Origin of the sequence: Blautia sp. An81, from assembly GCF_002161285.1 — a bacterium.
Lineage (GTDB): Bacteria > Bacillota > Clostridia > Lachnospirales > Lachnospiraceae > Blautia > Blautia ornithocaccae.
In genome coordinates this window covers 23,043-39,597 of the sequence record NZ_NFHH01000033.1, presented here as the reverse complement: position 1 = coordinate 39,597, position 16,555 = coordinate 23,043, and the positions used below count along the sequence as shown (strand labels likewise).

Sequence of the window (16,555 nt, the reverse complement as noted above, 5' to 3'; positions counted from 1 at the left end):
GAGATGTCCCATCCGAAAGGAGTAAGACCCCTTGAAGACGACGAGGTAGATAGGGCAGAGGTGGAAGTGCAGCAATGCATGGAGCTGACTGCTACTAATCGGTCGAGGGCTTGACCTAAAAGCTTAAGAGATTAAGCGAAGCGGTAAAGTTGGATATAGGTTTTACATATGTGGTTTTGAAGGTACAGAACCTTCTTAATACGGCCCAGTGGCTCAGTTGGTTAGAGCGCCGCCCTGTCACGGCGGAGGTCGAGAGTTCGAGTCTCTTCTGGGTCGTTTGTTTCTGAAAAGAAACATTTATCTATAATGGGATCTTAGCTCAGCTGGGAGAGCATCTGCCTTACAAGCAGAGGGTCATAGGTTCGAGCCCTATAGGTCCCATTTTATAATAAGGGCGATTTCCCGAGTGGCCAAAGGGGACAGACTGTAAATCTGCTGGCAACGCCTTCGGTGGTTCGAATCCACCATCGCCCATTTAAAATTGAATACCACATCATGCCGATGTGGCTCAATTGGCAGAGCAGCTGATTTGTAATCAGCAGGTTATCGGTTCGAGTCCGATCATCGGCTTAGATAATAACGCGGGGTGGAGCAGTCTGGAAGCTCGTCGGGCTCATAACCCGAAGGTCGCAGGTTCAAATCCTGCCCCCGCTACTTAATGCCCAGATAGCTCAGTTGGTAGAGCAGAGGACTGAAAATCCTCGTGTCGCTGGTTCGATTCCGGCTCTGGGCATTTTTTATGGAGCATTAGCTCAGTCGGTAGAGCACTTGACTTTTAATCAAGTTGTCCGGGGTTCGAATCCCCGATGCTTCATTGATTATGAAGACTTAAATCTTTATTTTTTAAGGATTTAAGTCTTTTTTGTTTTCTTTAGAAACATTCCATGGAATTTACATAATTTTTTGCTAGGATAGGAAAGGAGGTATAAAATTATGGATATTTTACATGAAACAGAAGATTATTTTCAATTCATAAAGCCTTATCAGGAAGCCATGGATTTTCTTATGGTTCAGATAAATATTTTGAATGATGATTATAGAGAGAAGTATAAAGATTATCCTATTCATAATATACAGACCAGGATAAAAACTAAAGAAAGCATTCTAGGAAAGCTGGAGAAGAAAGAACTAAAGAAAGACTTTGAAACCGCGAAAAATCATCTTACAGATATTGCAGGAATCAGAATTATCTGTTATTTTGAATCAGATGTTTATCACGTGGCGGAGCAGATTAAGAAGTATACAGATTTAATCTGTATGAGGGAAAGTGACTATATCGCAAAGCCTAAGCCAAATGGATATAAGAGCTATCACATTATTTTAGGGGTTCCAGTGTATCACACAGACAGCAAAGAATACTATCCGGTGGAGGTACAGATACGGACCTTGACTATGGATCTATGGGCCAGTATGGAACACAGGATTATTTACAAGTCATCAAATGTAAACATCAAGAAATCAAGAAAAGTATTTTTAGAGTTTGCTGAAGAACTGAGAGACTGTGAAAAGCAGCTCTTTGAATTAAAAGAGGAAAATAATAAGGAGGAAGGATAAACAGTAGTAAATAAAGGGAGGCAGGATTATGTATGCTCAGAATATGATTAGCAAGATTCCAACAAAAGAAGAAGCAGAAATGCTGCTGTGTGAGGCAGAAAAGCGAAATCCAGGTCCATGGACAGCACATTGCAGAACAGCGGGTTATTGTGCGAAAAAAATTGCGGAGAACTGTAAAGGAATGGAGGATGAGAAGGCGTATGTGATGGGACTTCTTCATGATATAGGGAGAAGAGAGGGAGTTATGGACATGAAGCATATATTATGTGGATATCACTTTATGCTTTCCAAAGGATATGTGGACATTTCGAGGATTTGTTTAACTCATTCCTTTCCTTACAAAGATGTTAGAGCATATAACGGAAAGAATGATTGTAATGAAGAGGAAACTTTGTTTATTAAGGAATACTTGGAAAATACAGAATATGATGATTATGACAGACTTATTCAGCTCTGTGATGCCATTTCTTTTCCGGACGGTCCCACTTTTCTGGAAAAGAGACTGGTAGATGTAGTTATGAGGAGAGGCTTTAATGAGCTGACTATTTCAAAGTGGAAATCTTTTTTTGAATTGAAGAATTATTTTGATGAAAAAGCAGGAGGAGATATCTACGAGATAGTAAATTTGAAATAATGACAAAAAAGAAACCAGAATCAATGAGGGGGGAAGGTTGATTCTGGTTTCTCTTTTTTTAATATTGTAAAATATTAAAAAGAAGGAGAGCCGGTTAAAATTAATACCGGCATATGAAAAAGAAAAAGATTTTTGAAAAAGTCTTATCGGCTTTTACAAGTAATACTATAACGGGAAAATGTGATGATTCTGTGATGAAAAAATAAAAGAAATGTGAAATTGAAAAAAATTACAAATTATATACCAATATTGCATAAATCATCATAAAGTCAGGATAACGCAACAAGAGCAGGAATCTGAGGGGGCTGATTCCTGCTCTTGTCTTATAATCATAAAAAAGAAGGAGTAACTGACATTTCCTATGTCAGTATATGAAAAGAAAAAGATTTTGAAAAAGTCTTATTGGCTTTTACAAGTATTAATATACATGGTAAATAAGGATAATCTGTGACAAAAAGCTAAAAGAAAAATAAAAAAGGATTTTTTTGATTTATATTTATTTTAGTTTTCCTTTTTAATTTCTTATTTTTCTGCTTTATAGGGCGGATCGGCGGGATAGCTGCCGGCTGCTTTCTGCATGCCTCTCTGAATGGCATCTCTGGAATTTTTCCAGTCCGCATCTTTGTTTTTGTAGTCAAATTTATCACAGAACCATTCCAGGTCATCTGTGACTCTCTGAAGATTCTCTGTCATAAGAGGAAAGAGATGATCATAGAAGTCTCTTTTTTCTTTGTCAGAGAGAAGTACTTCTGCTGTTTCTACCAGGTCTGAAAAATGGGGAAGACAGAAGCCCTTGCTGTTTTTGAAAAGGTCTTTGAATTCAGGATTTTTCCTGTATAGTTCAAAGAAGGTATCCAGATAGCGATTGTATGTATTTTGATAGTAATCGCAAATATAGCAGGAATTTTCCTGTTCTTTTACCCAGTTTCCAATAGAGGTCTTAGGATTGTCCGTATCAATCTTTGCTTTTTTGAAATGTCCCAGCATGGAAGCTTTTCCAGGGGAGAACATCTTTATCTGCTGTTTCAGCTCTTCATTTTTCTTTTTAAAATGGGTAGTAAGAATAAGGCCGCATCCCAGACGGTTTCCATAGTCGAACATTTTTTTATAGTGGGTTCGACAGAAGCCCATTTTATCTGTTTCAGCTCTTACATCGTCTTCCATATAAGAGGCACCGGAGCCCAGAACAAAGTCCATAGCGTGCTGCTCCAGATTTCTTTCAATAAAGCAGAAGGGACATTCATCTTCTGCTTTGAAGGCATCCATTAAAGGAATGGTATATATTTTTTCTTTCATAGTTTTTTCCTCGTTTCCTGTTTTTTTAAGAGTAACATAAATGAGAAGATAAGAAAAGAGACTGATGTGGAGAGAGATAAAAAATGTGGAAAACTCCTCCAAAAATTTCAGGGGATGTGGACATAAAGGAGAAGATATTATAGTATTTACAAGAAAAGCAGGGTTTGATAAGATGGATATAAACTGCAGAAAGAAAGGAATTATTATGACAAGAGATGAAGTATTAGTTATTCTGGCAGGGATTATTATTCTGGCAGGAATTTTTCTGGGATGGAAGGGAAAGCCCTCTATGATCAGAGAACGGTTTTCCAGTGGTGTTTCCCCGAAAAATGAAAGAAAATTTATGATGACTATAGGAGGAGGAATAGCAGTTCTGGGAGCTGACCTGATGATTCTGGGAATTCTTCCAATGGTTCATCCAGTAAGTGATGAGATGTCCCTGATCATTCTGGCTATAGGAATCGTTCTGTTCGTGGCTGTGATCCTGGTAGGACAGAAATATTATAGAAGATAGGGAATTTTCAAAATCAAGATGATTTTCTGGTATCCCGGCAGATGAAAAAGTGGTAAAATGGTTTTCAGAATATATACAGAATGGAGAGGAATGAAATGAGCAAGGAATACCATATTGAAACGAAATGTATCCAGTCCGGCTGGAAGCCGAAAAAAGGTGAACCGAGAATGATGCCCATCTATCAGAGTACAACCTTCAAATATGACACTACAGAAGAGATGGGACGTCTTTTTGATCTGAAGGATAATGGATATTTTTATACAAGATGTCAGAATCCTACAAATGACCTGGTGGCTGCTAAAATTGCAGATCTGGAAGGCGGCGTAGCGGCTGTCCTTACTTCTTCTGGACAGGCAGCAAATTTTTATGCGGTATTTAATATCTGTGAAGCCGGAGATCATGTAATCTGTGCATCTGCAATTTACGGCGGAACTTTAAATGTCCTGGGAGTTACAGCTAAAAAGATGGGAATCGAATGTACATTTATTGATGTGGATGCACCTAAGGAAGAGCTGGATAAGGCTTTCCGACCAAATACAAAAGCTGTTATCGCAGAGACTATTGCAAATCCGGCGCTGGTAGTTCTGGATATTGAAAAGATGGCAGAACTGGCCCACAGCCACGGCGTTCCTTTAATCGTGGACAATACCTTTGCTACTCCTGTAAACTGCCGTCCTTTTGAATGGGGAGCGGATATTGTAACACATTCCACTACAAAATATATGGATGGACATGCAGCCCAGGTAGGTGGAGCTATCGTGGACAGCGGAAACTTTGACTGGGAAGCTCATGCCGATAAATTCCCAGGTCTGACTAAGCCGGATGAATCCTACCATGGAGTCATCTATACAAAACAGTTTGGAAAAGAGGCTTATATCACTAAGATTAATGCTCAGCTTATGAGAGACTTAGGCTCTATACCTTCTCCTATGAACTGCTTTATTCTGAATCTGGGACTGGAATCTCTGGTGCTGAGAGTAGAAAGACATTGCTACAATGCTCAGAAGGTAGCAGAATACCTGGAAGCTCATCCACTTGTTGGAAAAGTAAATTATCCGGGACTTCCGGGTGATAAGTATTATTCTTTGGCACAGAAGTATATGCCAAAGGGTACCTGCGGCGTAATATCTTTTGAACTGAAAGCCGGAAGAGAAGCAGCAGTGAAATTTATGGACAGTCTGAAGCTGGCTTCTATTGTAACTCATGTGGCAGATGCCAAGACCAGTGTTCTTCATCCTGCCAGCCATACACACAGACAGCTGAATGATGAGCAGCTTGTAGCCGCCGGAGTTTCTCCGGGAATGATCCGTCTTTCTGTGGGAATCGAACATGTTGATGATATCATCGGAGATCTGGAACAGGCTCTTGCAGCAAGTGAAAAGTAAGATATTTCCAGGAAATAGATTATGAATTTATATCAGATCACTACCTGGGTTCATGAATTGTTTCGACTCCAGGTAAAAGAGGAAGGCGTCTATATAGACGCTACCATGGGAAATGGCCATGATACGCTGTTTCTCTGTGAGATGGCCGGAGAAAAAGGAAAGGTGCTGGCTTTTGATATCCAGGAACGGGCTTTGGAAGCTACAGATAAGCTTCTCAGGGAACACCAGATGAGAGAAAGAGCCGGTCTGTATCTGGAAAGCCATGTGTTTATAGACCACTACGCAGAAAAAGAATCTGTAGATGGGATTATTTTTAATTTCGGCTATCTTCCGGGAGGAGACCATGAACTGGCTACCCGGGCAGATACCAGTGTAAAAGCTGTTGATACAGGGCTTGCCCTGCTGAAAAGAGGAGGAGTCATGGCTCTTTGCATCTACAGCGGCGGAGATACAGGATATGAGGAGAAAGAGAAAATCCTGGAGTATCTGAAAGCTTTAGATGAGAAGCGGTATCTGGTTATTATGAATAGTTTCTATAACAGAAAAAAAGACCCTCCTCTGCCGGTATTTGTTGTAAAGAAGTAAAGAATGTATGGGACTTGCGTTTTCTGACATATAATAAGATAAGTCAGAATGCAGGTCCCTGTTTTTATGAATAAGGAAAAAGATTCTTTTGCATTTATTCTTTTGCTTTTTATACTTCTTCCCTATTTGCTGACGGTTCTTATTCTGGGAAGAAAGGCATGCCCTTTAAGCAGGGATATCAGCCTGGAGGAATATGTGCCGGCTGTTACAGCTTCACAGATTTCCTGGGATTACAGCAAAGAGGCCATCAAGGTTCAGACTCTGGCAGTAAGGAGCAATCTGTACAGCAGCCAGGAGAAAAATGAAATGATAGAAGCTGCAGCGGATTATATAAGAAAACAGGATATGAACAGCGTTGTGATGGATAAATATCAGGTCTTCTGGGAGGCTGCCAGAGAGACAGAGGGCCAGGTACTGAAACAGAACGGAGAAATAAAAGAAATCCCCTATCATGGAGTAAGCAGCGGCAGGACCAGAGATGGAGGGGAAGTTCTGGGAGAAAATTTTAAATACATACCTTCAGTAGATACTTCAGGAGATATAGACAGTGCAGAATATGTAGAGGGATGTTATTTTTCTGTAAAAGAACTGGAGGAGAAGATCAAGGAGAAATATCCAGGGTTTGTTCTCGATGAGGAAGTGACAGTGGAAATAAAGTCTTCGGATTCAGCCGGATATGTTATGGAAATTATGATAGGGAACCAGGAATTTCAGGGGGAGGAGATAAAAGAGGTGCTGGAACTTCCATCTTCTTGTTTTACAGTACAGAAGCTGGAGGGAGAAGTACGTTTTTTATGCAGAGGTTCAGGACATGGGATGGGAATCAGCCAGTATACTGCCCAGCAAATGGCTTTAGAAGGGAAAAAGTATGAAGAGATTCTTCAGTACTTTTTCCCTGACCTTACAATAGAATCGCTAAAATGAGAAATTCAGGGAGCGGTAACAAGATTCAGGTAGGAGGTTTCTACGGTTATGCCGTCTTCGGCAGAAACGGAGGAGATATCAAAGCTTACCTGATCCCCTTCCTTAATTTCATAGAATCCCTGGACATTAAAGGGATAAAGGAGGGTCATAGTCCCGTGGATGGTAATGGTGCTTCCTGTTTTTATATCATTTCCCGAATAATCTTCTAAGTCTGTAACTTTGGCCTCCATAGTTGTAGCATCAATAATGGAGGTGATTTCTGCCTGGAGGCTTTCCAGACTGGTAGTATCTGATACAAGATTCTGGGAGTCTTCTGAATCATCTTCCGGCAGTTCCTGAGCAGAGATACTGACTACTTTTTTGGAACCAGAAAGATAGCTCACATCAAAGAGCGCATTTTCCGAGTAGGAATAAGACTGTATCTGTGAATTATTTTCCAGTTCTTCAGAAGGAACTGCATAGGAATAGGAATTGTACAGTTCTCTGTTAATATTCAGAGAAATCTGCTCTTCATTTTCATCTATTCCGGTAAGGGTATAGGTATTCAGATTCAGAATATGCCGGTGCATAGTGAATTCTGCATTGCTGAGTACGGCCCGTGATGGTTCTCTCAAGGATAAAATATCCATAACACCTGTGCGGAGAAAGACAATGCTGCACAGGAGTACAATAAGAGCATAGAAAAAGGGAATGTCCACATGGTCGTCTAAAAAATCCCGGAGTCCGGGACGAAGTTTATAGATAATATAAAAGATACTGGACAGAAGTATAATTGCTGCCAGGATATAGTAAAGTACCGGTGCCTGGGTGAGATGGTAACAAAGCAGCAGGACCAGGCAGTCTATCAGAATAAATACGGCTGCAAACCAGCCTTTATAAGTTTTCCCCATGTAAGCTCCTCCATATGAAGTATTTAATTCTAAAATAATTTCATGCAAGCACGAAATTACATGATCTTTTGACCCTGATATCACCATTTTATCATATAAGGGGGAAAAAGAGAAATGAATTGTGTATAAGTTTTCATTTTCTGGCAATCCTATATGTGAAAACAAAAAGGGGCGGATTGCTCCAGGATAGTCAGAGGTGATGATTATGAATAAAAAGAGGAAAATTCGAGTGCTGCTGGGCAGTATTTTGACACTGGCTCTGGTGGTTACATGCGGAGTTGTGTATCAGTCCGGGAGTAAGAGCACACCAAATGAGAAAGAACTTGTTATGGAGAACGAGGAGGATTCTGTGGATCAGGCAATAAAGACTGAGGAGAGAGAGGATTCAGAAGAAACTGCGGATGCTAATACATCTAATGTAGAAGGAACCAGAGATGTAGAGGAAGAAGATTCACAACAGTCTGATGCTGCCGGAGAACAGGCAGAAAATACAGAGAGTGCAGAACAGACAGATGAAAGTCAGGACCAGGCTGCCCAGGATTCTGAGGCTGCTTCGGCTCAGGTAACAGAGCAGGTGGAAACAGCCATGGCTCCTGAACTGAATTTTACAGAGAGCTCTCTTATGGAGTGGCCGGTAAACGGACAGGTGGTCATTGACTATAATATGGACAATACCGTGTATTTCCCTACGCTGAATGTCTATAAGACCAGCCCTGCCATTGCTATTTCGGCAGAGGTAGGATCGCCGGTAGCGGCAGTTGCCAACGGACAGATTTTGTCTATTGTGGAGAATGAAGAGACAGGAACTACAGTAACTGTGGATATGGGAAATGGATATCAGGCGATTTACGGACAGCTGAAAGACGTTCCTTTCCAGGCAGAAGAATATGTCTCCGCAGGAGCTGTTCTGGGTTATATCAACGAACCTACCAAATATTATACAGAGGAAGGGGCAAATCTGTATTTTTCCCTGCAGAAAGATGGGACACCTCTGGATCCCCTCCAGTATCTTCCATAAGAACAGAAGGGATTCACAATTTCAGGCTGTAAGAGTATAATAAAGTATGCGGAAAAATCCGCAGCCGATCATACTCTTACAGTCTTTTATGACTGAGCCTGCCAGTGGCAGGAAAATCAGTCCTATTGGTAAAGTACCATTTTTATCGGCAGCTTAACATATAGGGCGTCATGTCTGGCTCTGTATGCAGATGAGGCGTCCATTACATAGATTGGGAGCAGAAGAAATGAATTATACCTATATACTGCGGTGCAGAGATGGAAGTCTTTATACAGGATGGACAAACAATCTGGAGAAAAGGCTTAACTGTCATAATGCTGGAAAAGGGGCAAAATATACAAAAGCCAGGCTTCCGGTGGAACTGGCATACTTTGAGACTTTTCAGACAAAGAAAGAAGCCATGCAGAGGGAATGGGAAATTAAGAAAATGACAAGAAAAGAGAAAATAGCACTGATTAAAGAGAAGCGATAAAAAGGTTCTTTTTTTATTTCTGCAGAATCTTCATGATAAAAAATCGACACCTGAATAAAAAACGCTTACTGTGGACGGGGGAAGACGGACTTTATAATAAAAGCTATAGACTATGTAGGCAGGAGGAATATTATGGATTACAGACTTTCTGATACGAAATTTTATCTAAAGGATGCAGGGGATATCAGCTATCTCTACATGCCTCTGGTAAATGAAAAAATCATGAGCTGTATTACCCCCGACGGACATGGAGACAGCAAGATTTCTCAGAACCATTTCCTGCTGGAGCCGGTGAGTGTGGAGAATCTTCACAGCAGTATGAGCTCCAGAAACTTCTGGTGCGTTATGGAGAAGGACAGAGTTTGGTCAGTTTTTGGATATTCTGCGCAGCAGGTGGGAAAGGATTCGGAAAAAAGCTGCGTACATATGGGGGCTTACTGGCAAAGGACAGAGAGAAAAGAAGAAGAGACAGGGCTTACGGCATCTGTACTTTCTTTTTGCCCGGCAGGAAAAGAAGCGGCAGAAATTATGCTGGTGACGCTGGAAAACAAGGGCGATGAAGTTTTGGAACTGACCCCGGTAACGGCAGTGCCTATTTACGGAAGAGGGGCAGATCATTTAAGAGACCACCGGCATGTGACTTCTCTTTTGAACAGGATACAAATAAAAGAAGACGGAATCCTGGTAACGCCATCTATGGCCTTTGACGAAAGAGGACATCATAAAAATGACCTTTCCTATGGGGTATTTGCAAGAGATGAGTATGGGGAGAAACCAGAAGGCGCAATTCCTTTTGTAGAGGATTTCATCGGAGAAGGAGGAAATCTGCTGGCACCGAAAAGCCTTCTGGATCAGGAGAAAGATTTGCAGCAACCGGGCTATGTCTGTGAGGGCTATGAGGCAATGGGAGCTCTGTGGTTTAAGAAAATCTCTCTTCTTCCAGGAGAAAAGCACAGCTATGTGGTAGTACTCAGTTATGGAGAAGAAGGGCTTTGCTATCTGGAAATGGGAAAAACTATGGAAGCTTTCAGAAATATGAAGGACTATTGGGAACAACAAAAACTGATCACATGCCAGTCCTCAAACAAAGCTTTTGACAGCTGGATCAGCTGGATCAGCCTTCAGCCCCATTTAAGAAGGATTTTCGGATGTTCTTTCCTTCCCTACCATGATTATGGAAGAGGGGGGAGAGGATGGAGAGATCTGTGGCAGGACTGTCTGTCTCTTATTCTGATGGATCCCGGCTCAGTGAGAGAAGATCTGGGAAACTTTTTTGCCGGGGTCCGTATTGATGGAACGAATGCAACGATTATCGGCAGCAGGCCGGGAGAATTTATTGCGGACAGAAATTCTATTGTCAGAGTTTGGTCAGATCATGCTTACTGGTGTTTCCGTACAGTTTCGCTTTATCTGGAACAGACAGGAGACTATGCTTTTCTTTTAGAAGAAAAACCATACTTTAAAGATCGTATTTTATACAGAGGAGAAAAACTGGAAGAAAATCCGGCAGAAGACAAAAATGTCCTTCTGACAAAAGAAAGTAAGGAATACATGGGAACTGTGCTGGAGCATCTGATGCTCCAGAACCTGGCTCAATTCTATGAGGTAGGAGAACACAACCATATGCGCTTGAGAGGAGCAGACTGGAACGATGCATTGGATATGGCTTCTCAAAGAGGAGAAACTGTAGCGTTTACTGCAGCTTACAGCGGAAACTTTAAAGAAATGGCAGATCTTTTTGAAACTCTGGAGACAAGAGGCATCCACAGTGTGAAAGTTTTCAGGGAATTAAAAATGCTCCTGACAAAAGACACAGCTGTTTATGAAGACCAGGAGAAAAAAAGAGAAATCCTGAAGAAATACTGTCAGATATGCCAGCCCAGGATAACGGGAGAAACTGAGGATATAGCGGTGAAGGAACTGGCTGAAATATTCAGAGCTATGGGAGAATGGATCAGCGGACATATCAGGAGAACGGAATTAACAGGAGATCAAAAAGGGAATATCTGGTTTAACGGATATTATGACAATCTGGGAAGACAGGCAGAGGGAATGAAAAATAATATTGTAAGGATGATGCTTACAAGCCAGGTATTTACTATCCTGTCTGGAACCGCCACAGATGAACAGGTGGAGAAAGTTGCCAAGGCGGCCCAGGAATATTTGTTCTGTCCAAAAGCAGGAGGATACAGACTGAACACAGATTTTAAAGAAAATGACATGAATTTGGGCAGAATGTTTGGTTTTGCCTATGGCCATAAAGAAAACGGGGCTGTATTCAGTCATATGACGGTGATGTATGCATATGCACTGTACAGCAGAAATTTTATTAAAGAAGGATATCAGGCCATTAAGGCGCTGGCAGACCAAAGTCTGGATTTTGGAACCAGTTTTCTGTATCCGGGGATCCCTGAATATTTCAGCCCCAGAGGAAGAGGAATGTATCCTTATCTTACCGGTGCGGCAAGCTGGCTGATCCTTACAGTTCTTACACAGATGTTCGGTATAACAGGGGAAAAAGGAAATATGAAAATCGCTCCGAAACTTCTGGCAGAACAGTTTGGAGAAGAAGGGATTGCAGAGGTAAACTGTAGATTTGCCGGAAGAAAATTGAGTATCAGCTACATTAACAAACAGCATAAAGAAATCGGTGACTATGAAGTTGAAAGCATCTATATAAACGGAAAAATCTATCCATTTCAGCATGAAAATCCGGTTATTGAAAGATCTTATCTGGAAAATCTGCCGGAATATAGAGAAAATAGTATCCGGATCATTTTAGAGTGATCATTAAGGAAGAAAGAGGAGAAAATTATAAAATGTCAGAAACAAGAACAACTTATGAAATGAAAGATTATCAGAAAAAATCTTTATTTGCCAGTTTTCTGCCCGGTATCAGCGGAGAAAAAGGAATTCCTATGTGGTGTTACTATACCAACAGGGGACAGGCAGTGTCCTGCTTTGGAGTTCAGGATAAGGATCATTCTATCATGGAATTTTATCCTGCACATCAGGCGTATGAAAGAACATCTCTCATGGGCTTCCGTACCTTTTTAAAAATTAACGGAATCTACCGGGAAGCATTTTCAGATCCGGAGAATATACAGACCATGTATGTGGGCATGAACAGCCTGAAACTGGTAGAAGAGACGGAAGAATATAAACTTACAGTAGAATATGAAACATTGCCGGAAGAAGCTTTGGCAGGAATGATGAGATCGGTAAAAATTGAGAATAAAACAGAAAAAGATCTGCATCTGGAAATTGCAGACGGCGCTGCAGAACTCCTCCCTTACGGGGTATCTGCTTCCGGTATGAAAGAAATGGGCCAGACATCCAAAGCCTGGTTCCAGGTTTTGGATGCAGAGAAAAATTGCCCTAAATTTAAAGTACGTGCAAGTATGGAAGATTCTGCAGAGGTCACAGAAGTAAAAGGCATGAATTTTGCTCTAGGTACCAAAAAAGAAGGGGAATTCCTTCCAGTGGTGGTGGATAAAGAAGTGCTTTTTTCATATGACAGCTCACTGCAAAATGCTGTAAATTTTGTAAAACAGAGTATAGGCAGACTTTTGGAAGAAGAACAGGTGACCTGTAACGATGCGCCCTGCTGCTTCTTTCTTACAGAGCAGATGCTGAAACCGGGAGAATCTGAAGAAATCCAGGAAATCTACGGAATGAGCGAAAGTCTGGAAGCTTATGAAAATTTAGAAAATAAAATGCTGGAAAAAGGCTGGTTCGAAGAAAAACAAAAGAGAGCAAAAGCACTGGCAGATGAGATTACGGAGAGAATCGGAGCAAAAACGGCAGACAGCCTATTTGACGGTTACAGCAGGCAGTGTTATCTGGATAATCTTTTAAGAGGCGGATATCCGGTGAAACTGGGAGAAAAGCAGATTTTTTATCTTTATTCCAGAAAACATGGAGATATGGAAAGAGATTATAACTTCTTTTCTATGCTTCCGGAATTTTACTCTCAGGGAAATGGAAATTTCCGTGATGTAAACCAGAACAGAAGAAGCGATGTACTCTTTTCTCCATTTGTAGGAAGAAGCGGAATCAAAACATTCTACAATGCTCTTCAGATCAATGGATATAATCCTCTGGGAGTAGAAAAAATGACTTATCAGGTTAAAGAGGAAGAACTGGAAAAATTAAAGGGAAGTGTATCAAAAGATATAGAAGAACTTTTAAAGAAAGAATTTACTCCTGGGGAGCTGTATAAAAACCTTGTGGAAACAGGAATGAAAGTAGAAGATACAGAAGCTCTGTTTGCCCGGATTATGGACGGCACTGTCCGAATGGACAGAACAAAATTTGGAGAAGGCTACTGGAGTGACCATTGGACATATAATCTGGATCTTCTGGAGGCCTATCTTGGAGTTTACCCTGAGGAAGAAGAGGAGCTTCTTTATAAGGATAAGACATATCTGTTTACCCAGGCAGAAAAGCAGATTCTTCCAAGAAGAGAAAGATATGCAGAGACAGAAAAGGGAATCAGACAGTATCATTTCCTGAAGGATAATGCGGATACTTCTCTTGAAGAAAATCGGTATTTGAAAGACAATGAAGGAGAAACTGTCAAAGTCAGCCTTATGGCGAAACTGTTTACTCTTGCGGCAAATAAGGTATCTGCGCTGGATCCTTATGGAATGGGAATTGAAATGGAAGGTGGAAAACCAGGATGGTACGATGCTTTAAATGGTATACCGGGATTACTGGGATCTTCCATGGCAGAATCTTATGAAACAGGAAGAATGATAAAATTTATGCTGAAAACTGCAGAAAAACTTCACCAGGAAACGGAAATCCCCGTAGAAGTTTATGAACTTACACAAAAACTGACAGAAGCATGTGAACTTGCAGACAATGAGAATACAGACGGAGAAATGTATGGTTTCTGGACAAAGATAAATGAGGCAAAAGAGACATTCTGGGAACAGACAGGAAAGGCGGTATCCGGCGAGAAGAAAGTACTGAAACCGGAAGAGCAGATACGTATTTTAGGTGCGTATGATAGAATTCTTGATCAGGCAAATAAAAAGGCCCAGAAAATCGGAGGCCCGGTATGCCCGACATATTTCTATTATGAGGTAAAAGAGTATCAGAAGGATCAGCAGGGAATCCTTCCTCTGAAATTTGAAGTAAGAAGAACGCCGGATTTTCTGGAAGGATCTGTACATGCTATGAAACTGGCAGAGAGCAGAGAAGAAAAAGAAGAAATCTATCGTCATGTGAGAGAGAGCAGGCTTTATGATCAGGAATTGAAAATGTATAAGGTCAATGCATCCCTTTCTGAGGCGACTTTTGAACTGGGACGTGCCTGTGCTTTTACCCCGGGCTGGCTGGAAAATGAGTCTATATGGCTGCATATGGAATACAAATATCTTCTGGAATTGTTGAAAGCAGGACTATATGAGAAATTTGCAGAAGATTTTCACTGCTGTGCAATTCCCTTCCTGAATGAAGAAAAATACGGAAGAAGCCTGTTGGAGAATTCTTCTTTTATCGCCAGCAGTGTTAATCCAAATAAAAAGATCAGAGGGAAAGGATTTGTGGCACGATTAAGCGGATCTACAGCGGAATTTTTACAGATGTGGCAGATTCTGATGTTTGGACAGAAACCGTTTATTGTGGAAGACGGAAAACTGAAATTAAATCTGACTCCTTTTATCCCTTCCTATATTTTAGGAAAGGAAGGAAGCTTGGAGACTACATTTTTGGGAGAGATCAAGACTGTTTATAAAGCAGAACAGATGCAGAGCCTGGTACCGGGAGAATATCAGATTAAAGAGATCCTTCTGACTGACAGAGAGGGAAATACAGAACGGACAGGAACAGTTGAGGGAGATACAGCAGAAAGATTACGAAACGGATCTTATAAAAAAATGGAAGTTATATTTACAAAGGAGCAGACATGGATATGAAGGTCATCACAACAGACTGCAAAAGGAATAAATACTGGGAAGAACAAGATATAAAGATGCAGGAAATCCCCTGTATGGAGGCAGTTACCATTTATCCGGAAGTAAAAAGGCAGGAAATGAAAGGCTTTGGCGGAGCATTTACAGAAAGTTCAGCCTTTTGCTACAGCAGCCTTTCTGATCAAGAAAAAGAAAACTTTATAAATGCCTATTTCGGAGAGGACGGACTTCGGTATAATATAGGAAGAACCCATTTGAACAGCTGTGACTTTGCTCTTTCAAACTATGCGGCAGATGAAGATGAAGGAGATACGGCGTTTGAAAAATTTTCTCTTGAGAGAGAGGAAAAATACATATATCCGATGATTCGGGATGCGGAAAAAAAGAGAAAGGAGAAAATTCCTCTTCTCCTTTCTCCATGGAGCCCACCGGCTTATATGAAAACCAATGGGGAAATGAATCATGGAGGATTTCTGAAAGAAGAATATTATGAAAGATGGGCGAAATATCTGGCGAAATATGTAAAGGAAATCCGCAAAAAGGGATTCCGGACTTCATGGATCACGGTGCAGAATGAACCGGATGCTGTACAGACCTGGGATTCCTGCAGATATACTCCCCGGCAGGAGGGAACTTTTGCCGGAAGTTATCTTGGTCCGGAGTTTGAAAAGCAGGGACTGGAGGACATGGACATCTTCATATGGGATCATAATAAAGAAGCTGCATATGAGAGAGCAAAAGAGGTGCTGGCACAGAAGAATGCCCATCAATATGTAAAAGGAATTGGAATCCACTGGTACACCGGTGACCATTTTGAAAATGTCCGTATGATCCGGGAACAGTTCTCAGACAAGGAGATTTTTTTCACAGAAGGATGTGTGGAATACAGCCGATTTGACCGTAATAACGAAGTTTACAAAGCAGAGATGTATGCACATGATATGGCGGGAAACTTCCGAAGCGGTGTCAGTGCCTTTTTTGACTGGAATCTGCTTCTGGACGAAAAAGGAGGACCAAATCATGTGGGAAATTTCTGTGATGCTCCGGTGATGTGTACAGAAAACTTTGAAAAAATAGAAAAGCATTTAAGTTACTACTATATAGGACATTTCAGCCGATATATAAAGCCAGGAGCAAGAGCCGTACCTGTTTCTTCCTGGTGTATGGAAGCAGAGGGCGCAGCATTTGTCAATCCTGACGGTGAACGTATCCTGGTACTTCTAAACAGACAGGACAGCCCGGTAAAAGTCAATGCAGGAGAAGGAAGAGAAGGCGTATCTCTGGAACTTCAGCCTCACAGTATTGTTACATTATGCTGGAAGTAAAAAAATGACACCTTAAAAAAATTTGAACCATTTTTTT

At 41.1% G+C, this 16,555-nt stretch carries 13 protein-coding genes, 7 tRNA genes and 1 rRNA gene; 19 read left to right on the top strand and 2 right to left on the bottom strand.

From position 1 onward, the window contains the following. The 10 genes from B5G33_RS18775 to B5G33_RS18730 form a co-directional block, all read left to right on the top strand. Positions 1–118 (top strand): 23S ribosomal RNA (locus B5G33_RS18775); the annotation flags it as partial. 84 nt (positions 119–202) lie between these two features. Next, positions 203–276 (top strand) — tRNA-Asp (locus B5G33_RS18770). Positions 277–308: 32 nt separating this feature from the next. Beyond that, positions 309–381 (top strand) — tRNA-Val (locus B5G33_RS18765). Positions 382–392: 11 nt separating this feature from the next. Then, positions 393–474: transfer RNA gene (locus B5G33_RS18760), tRNA-Tyr, on the top strand. 23 nt (positions 475–497) lie between these two features. Continuing rightward, positions 498–570 (top strand) — tRNA-Thr (locus B5G33_RS18755). 10 nt (positions 571–580) lie between these two features. Then, a tRNA-Met gene (locus B5G33_RS18750) sits at positions 581–654 on the top strand. Between the two features lie 6 nt (positions 655–660). Continuing rightward, positions 661–733: transfer RNA gene (locus tag B5G33_RS18745), tRNA-Phe, on the top strand. An 8-nt stretch (positions 734–741) separates the two neighbouring features. Then, positions 742–814 (top strand) — tRNA-Lys (locus tag B5G33_RS18740). 119 nt (positions 815–933) lie between these two features. Beyond that, a complete protein-coding gene (locus B5G33_RS18735; protein ID WP_087418742.1) occupies positions 934–1,554 on the top strand; it encodes a GTP pyrophosphokinase in 621 nt (206 codons plus the stop codon). Between the two features lie 28 nt (positions 1,555–1,582). Continuing rightward, positions 1,583–2,188, top strand: coding sequence for an HD domain-containing protein (locus B5G33_RS18730; RefSeq protein WP_242974770.1), 606 nt, complete (start codon positions 1,583–1,585; stop codon positions 2,186–2,188). Positions 2,189–2,710: 522 nt separating this feature from the next. On the opposite strand, the gene B5G33_RS18725 is transcribed toward B5G33_RS18730, so the two are convergent. Further along, positions 2,711–3,484 carry a DUF6062 family protein gene (locus B5G33_RS18725; protein ID WP_087274924.1) on the bottom strand — a complete coding sequence of 258 codons (774 nt, stop codon included), beginning with the start codon at positions 3,482–3,484 and terminating at the stop codon, positions 2,711–2,713. Positions 3,485–3,689: 205 nt separating this feature from the next. Between B5G33_RS18725 and B5G33_RS18720 the strand changes: the two genes are divergently transcribed. The 4 genes from B5G33_RS18720 (at position 3,690) to B5G33_RS18705 (ending at position 6,892) form a co-directional block, all read left to right on the top strand. Then, entirely contained in the window at positions 3,690–3,998 is a 309-nt protein-coding gene (locus tag B5G33_RS18720) for a hypothetical protein (RefSeq protein ID WP_087274928.1), read from the top strand. A 95-nt stretch (positions 3,999–4,093) separates the two neighbouring features. Continuing rightward, positions 4,094–5,383, top strand: a complete 1,290-nt coding sequence (locus tag B5G33_RS18715; protein WP_087274923.1) for an O-acetylhomoserine aminocarboxypropyltransferase/cysteine synthase family protein — start codon at positions 4,094–4,096, stop codon at positions 5,381–5,383. A gap of 21 nt (positions 5,384–5,404) precedes the next feature. Beyond that, complete coding sequence (locus B5G33_RS18710; RefSeq protein WP_087274922.1) at positions 5,405–5,968, top strand: tRNA (mnm(5)s(2)U34)-methyltransferase; 564 nt, start codon at positions 5,405–5,407, stop codon at positions 5,966–5,968. Between the two features lie 66 nt (positions 5,969–6,034). Then, entirely contained in the window at positions 6,035–6,892 is an 858-nt protein-coding gene (locus B5G33_RS18705; RefSeq protein WP_087418744.1) for a SpoIID/LytB domain-containing protein, read from the top strand. A gap of 5 nt (positions 6,893–6,897) precedes the next feature. Here B5G33_RS18705 and B5G33_RS18700 read toward each other — a convergent pair whose 3' ends face one another. Further along, positions 6,898–7,782, bottom strand: coding sequence for a hypothetical protein (locus B5G33_RS18700; RefSeq protein ID WP_087274921.1), 885 nt, complete (start codon positions 7,780–7,782; stop codon positions 6,898–6,900). 205 nt (positions 7,783–7,987) lie between these two features. Here B5G33_RS18700 and B5G33_RS18695 point away from each other — a divergent pair, with 205 nt between their 5' ends. From B5G33_RS18695 to B5G33_RS18675, 5 genes are all read left to right on the top strand, one after another. After that, positions 7,988–8,800, top strand: a complete 813-nt coding sequence (locus tag B5G33_RS18695; protein WP_087418741.1) for a M23 family metallopeptidase — start codon at positions 7,988–7,990, stop codon at positions 8,798–8,800. A gap of 226 nt (positions 8,801–9,026) precedes the next feature. After that, a complete protein-coding gene (locus tag B5G33_RS18690) occupies positions 9,027–9,272 on the top strand; it encodes a GIY-YIG nuclease family protein (protein WP_087418740.1) in 246 nt (81 codons plus the stop codon). A 132-nt stretch (positions 9,273–9,404) separates the two neighbouring features. After that, on the top strand, positions 9,405–12,059 hold the full coding sequence (locus B5G33_RS18685; RefSeq protein WP_087418739.1) for a GH36-type glycosyl hydrolase domain-containing protein: 2,655 nt from the start codon (positions 9,405–9,407) through the stop codon (positions 12,057–12,059). Positions 12,060–12,091: 32 nt separating this feature from the next. After that, positions 12,092–15,196, top strand: coding sequence for a hypothetical protein (locus B5G33_RS18680; RefSeq protein WP_087418738.1), 3,105 nt, complete (start codon positions 12,092–12,094; stop codon positions 15,194–15,196). Next, on the top strand, positions 15,193–16,518 hold the full coding sequence (locus B5G33_RS18675; RefSeq protein ID WP_087418743.1) for a glycoside hydrolase family 30 protein: 1,326 nt from the start codon (positions 15,193–15,195) through the stop codon (positions 16,516–16,518). Before B5G33_RS18680 ends, B5G33_RS18675 begins: the two co-directional genes overlap by 4 nt. The last annotated feature ends 37 nt before the right edge of the window (positions 16,519–16,555 follow it).

Bases quoted from the DNA above. Each gene is read 5' to 3' on its own strand.
- B5G33_RS18700 (WP_087274921.1), bottom strand. From the start codon at position 7,782: ATGGGGAAAACTTATAAAGGCTGGTTTGCAGCCGTATTTATTCTGATA.
- B5G33_RS18735 (WP_087418742.1), top strand. From the start codon at position 934: ATGGATATTTTACATGAAACAGAAGATTATTTTCAATTCATAAAGCCT.
- B5G33_RS18690 (WP_087418740.1), top strand. From the start codon at position 9,027: ATGAATTATACCTATATACTGCGGTGCAGAGATGGAAGTCTTTATACA.
- B5G33_RS18730 (WP_242974770.1), top strand. From the start codon at position 1,583: ATGTATGCTCAGAATATGATTAGCAAGATTCCAACAAAAGAAGAAGCA.
- B5G33_RS18695 (WP_087418741.1), top strand. From the start codon at position 7,988: ATGAATAAAAAGAGGAAAATTCGAGTGCTGCTGGGCAGTATTTTGACA.
- B5G33_RS18725 (WP_087274924.1), bottom strand. From the start codon at position 3,484: ATGAAAGAAAAAATATATACCATTCCTTTAATGGATGCCTTCAAAGCA.
- B5G33_RS18715 (WP_087274923.1), top strand. From the start codon at position 4,094: ATGAGCAAGGAATACCATATTGAAACGAAATGTATCCAGTCCGGCTGG.
- B5G33_RS18675 (WP_087418743.1), top strand. From the start codon at position 15,193: ATGAAGGTCATCACAACAGACTGCAAAAGGAATAAATACTGGGAAGAA.
- B5G33_RS18680 (WP_087418738.1), top strand. From the start codon at position 12,092: ATGTCAGAAACAAGAACAACTTATGAAATGAAAGATTATCAGAAAAAA.
- B5G33_RS18705 (WP_087418744.1), top strand. From the start codon at position 6,035: ATGAATAAGGAAAAAGATTCTTTTGCATTTATTCTTTTGCTTTTTATA.
- B5G33_RS18685 (WP_087418739.1), top strand. From the start codon at position 9,405: ATGGATTACAGACTTTCTGATACGAAATTTTATCTAAAGGATGCAGGG.
- B5G33_RS18710 (WP_087274922.1), top strand. From the start codon at position 5,405: ATGAATTTATATCAGATCACTACCTGGGTTCATGAATTGTTTCGACTC.
- B5G33_RS18720 (WP_087274928.1), top strand. From the start codon at position 3,690: ATGACAAGAGATGAAGTATTAGTTATTCTGGCAGGGATTATTATTCTG.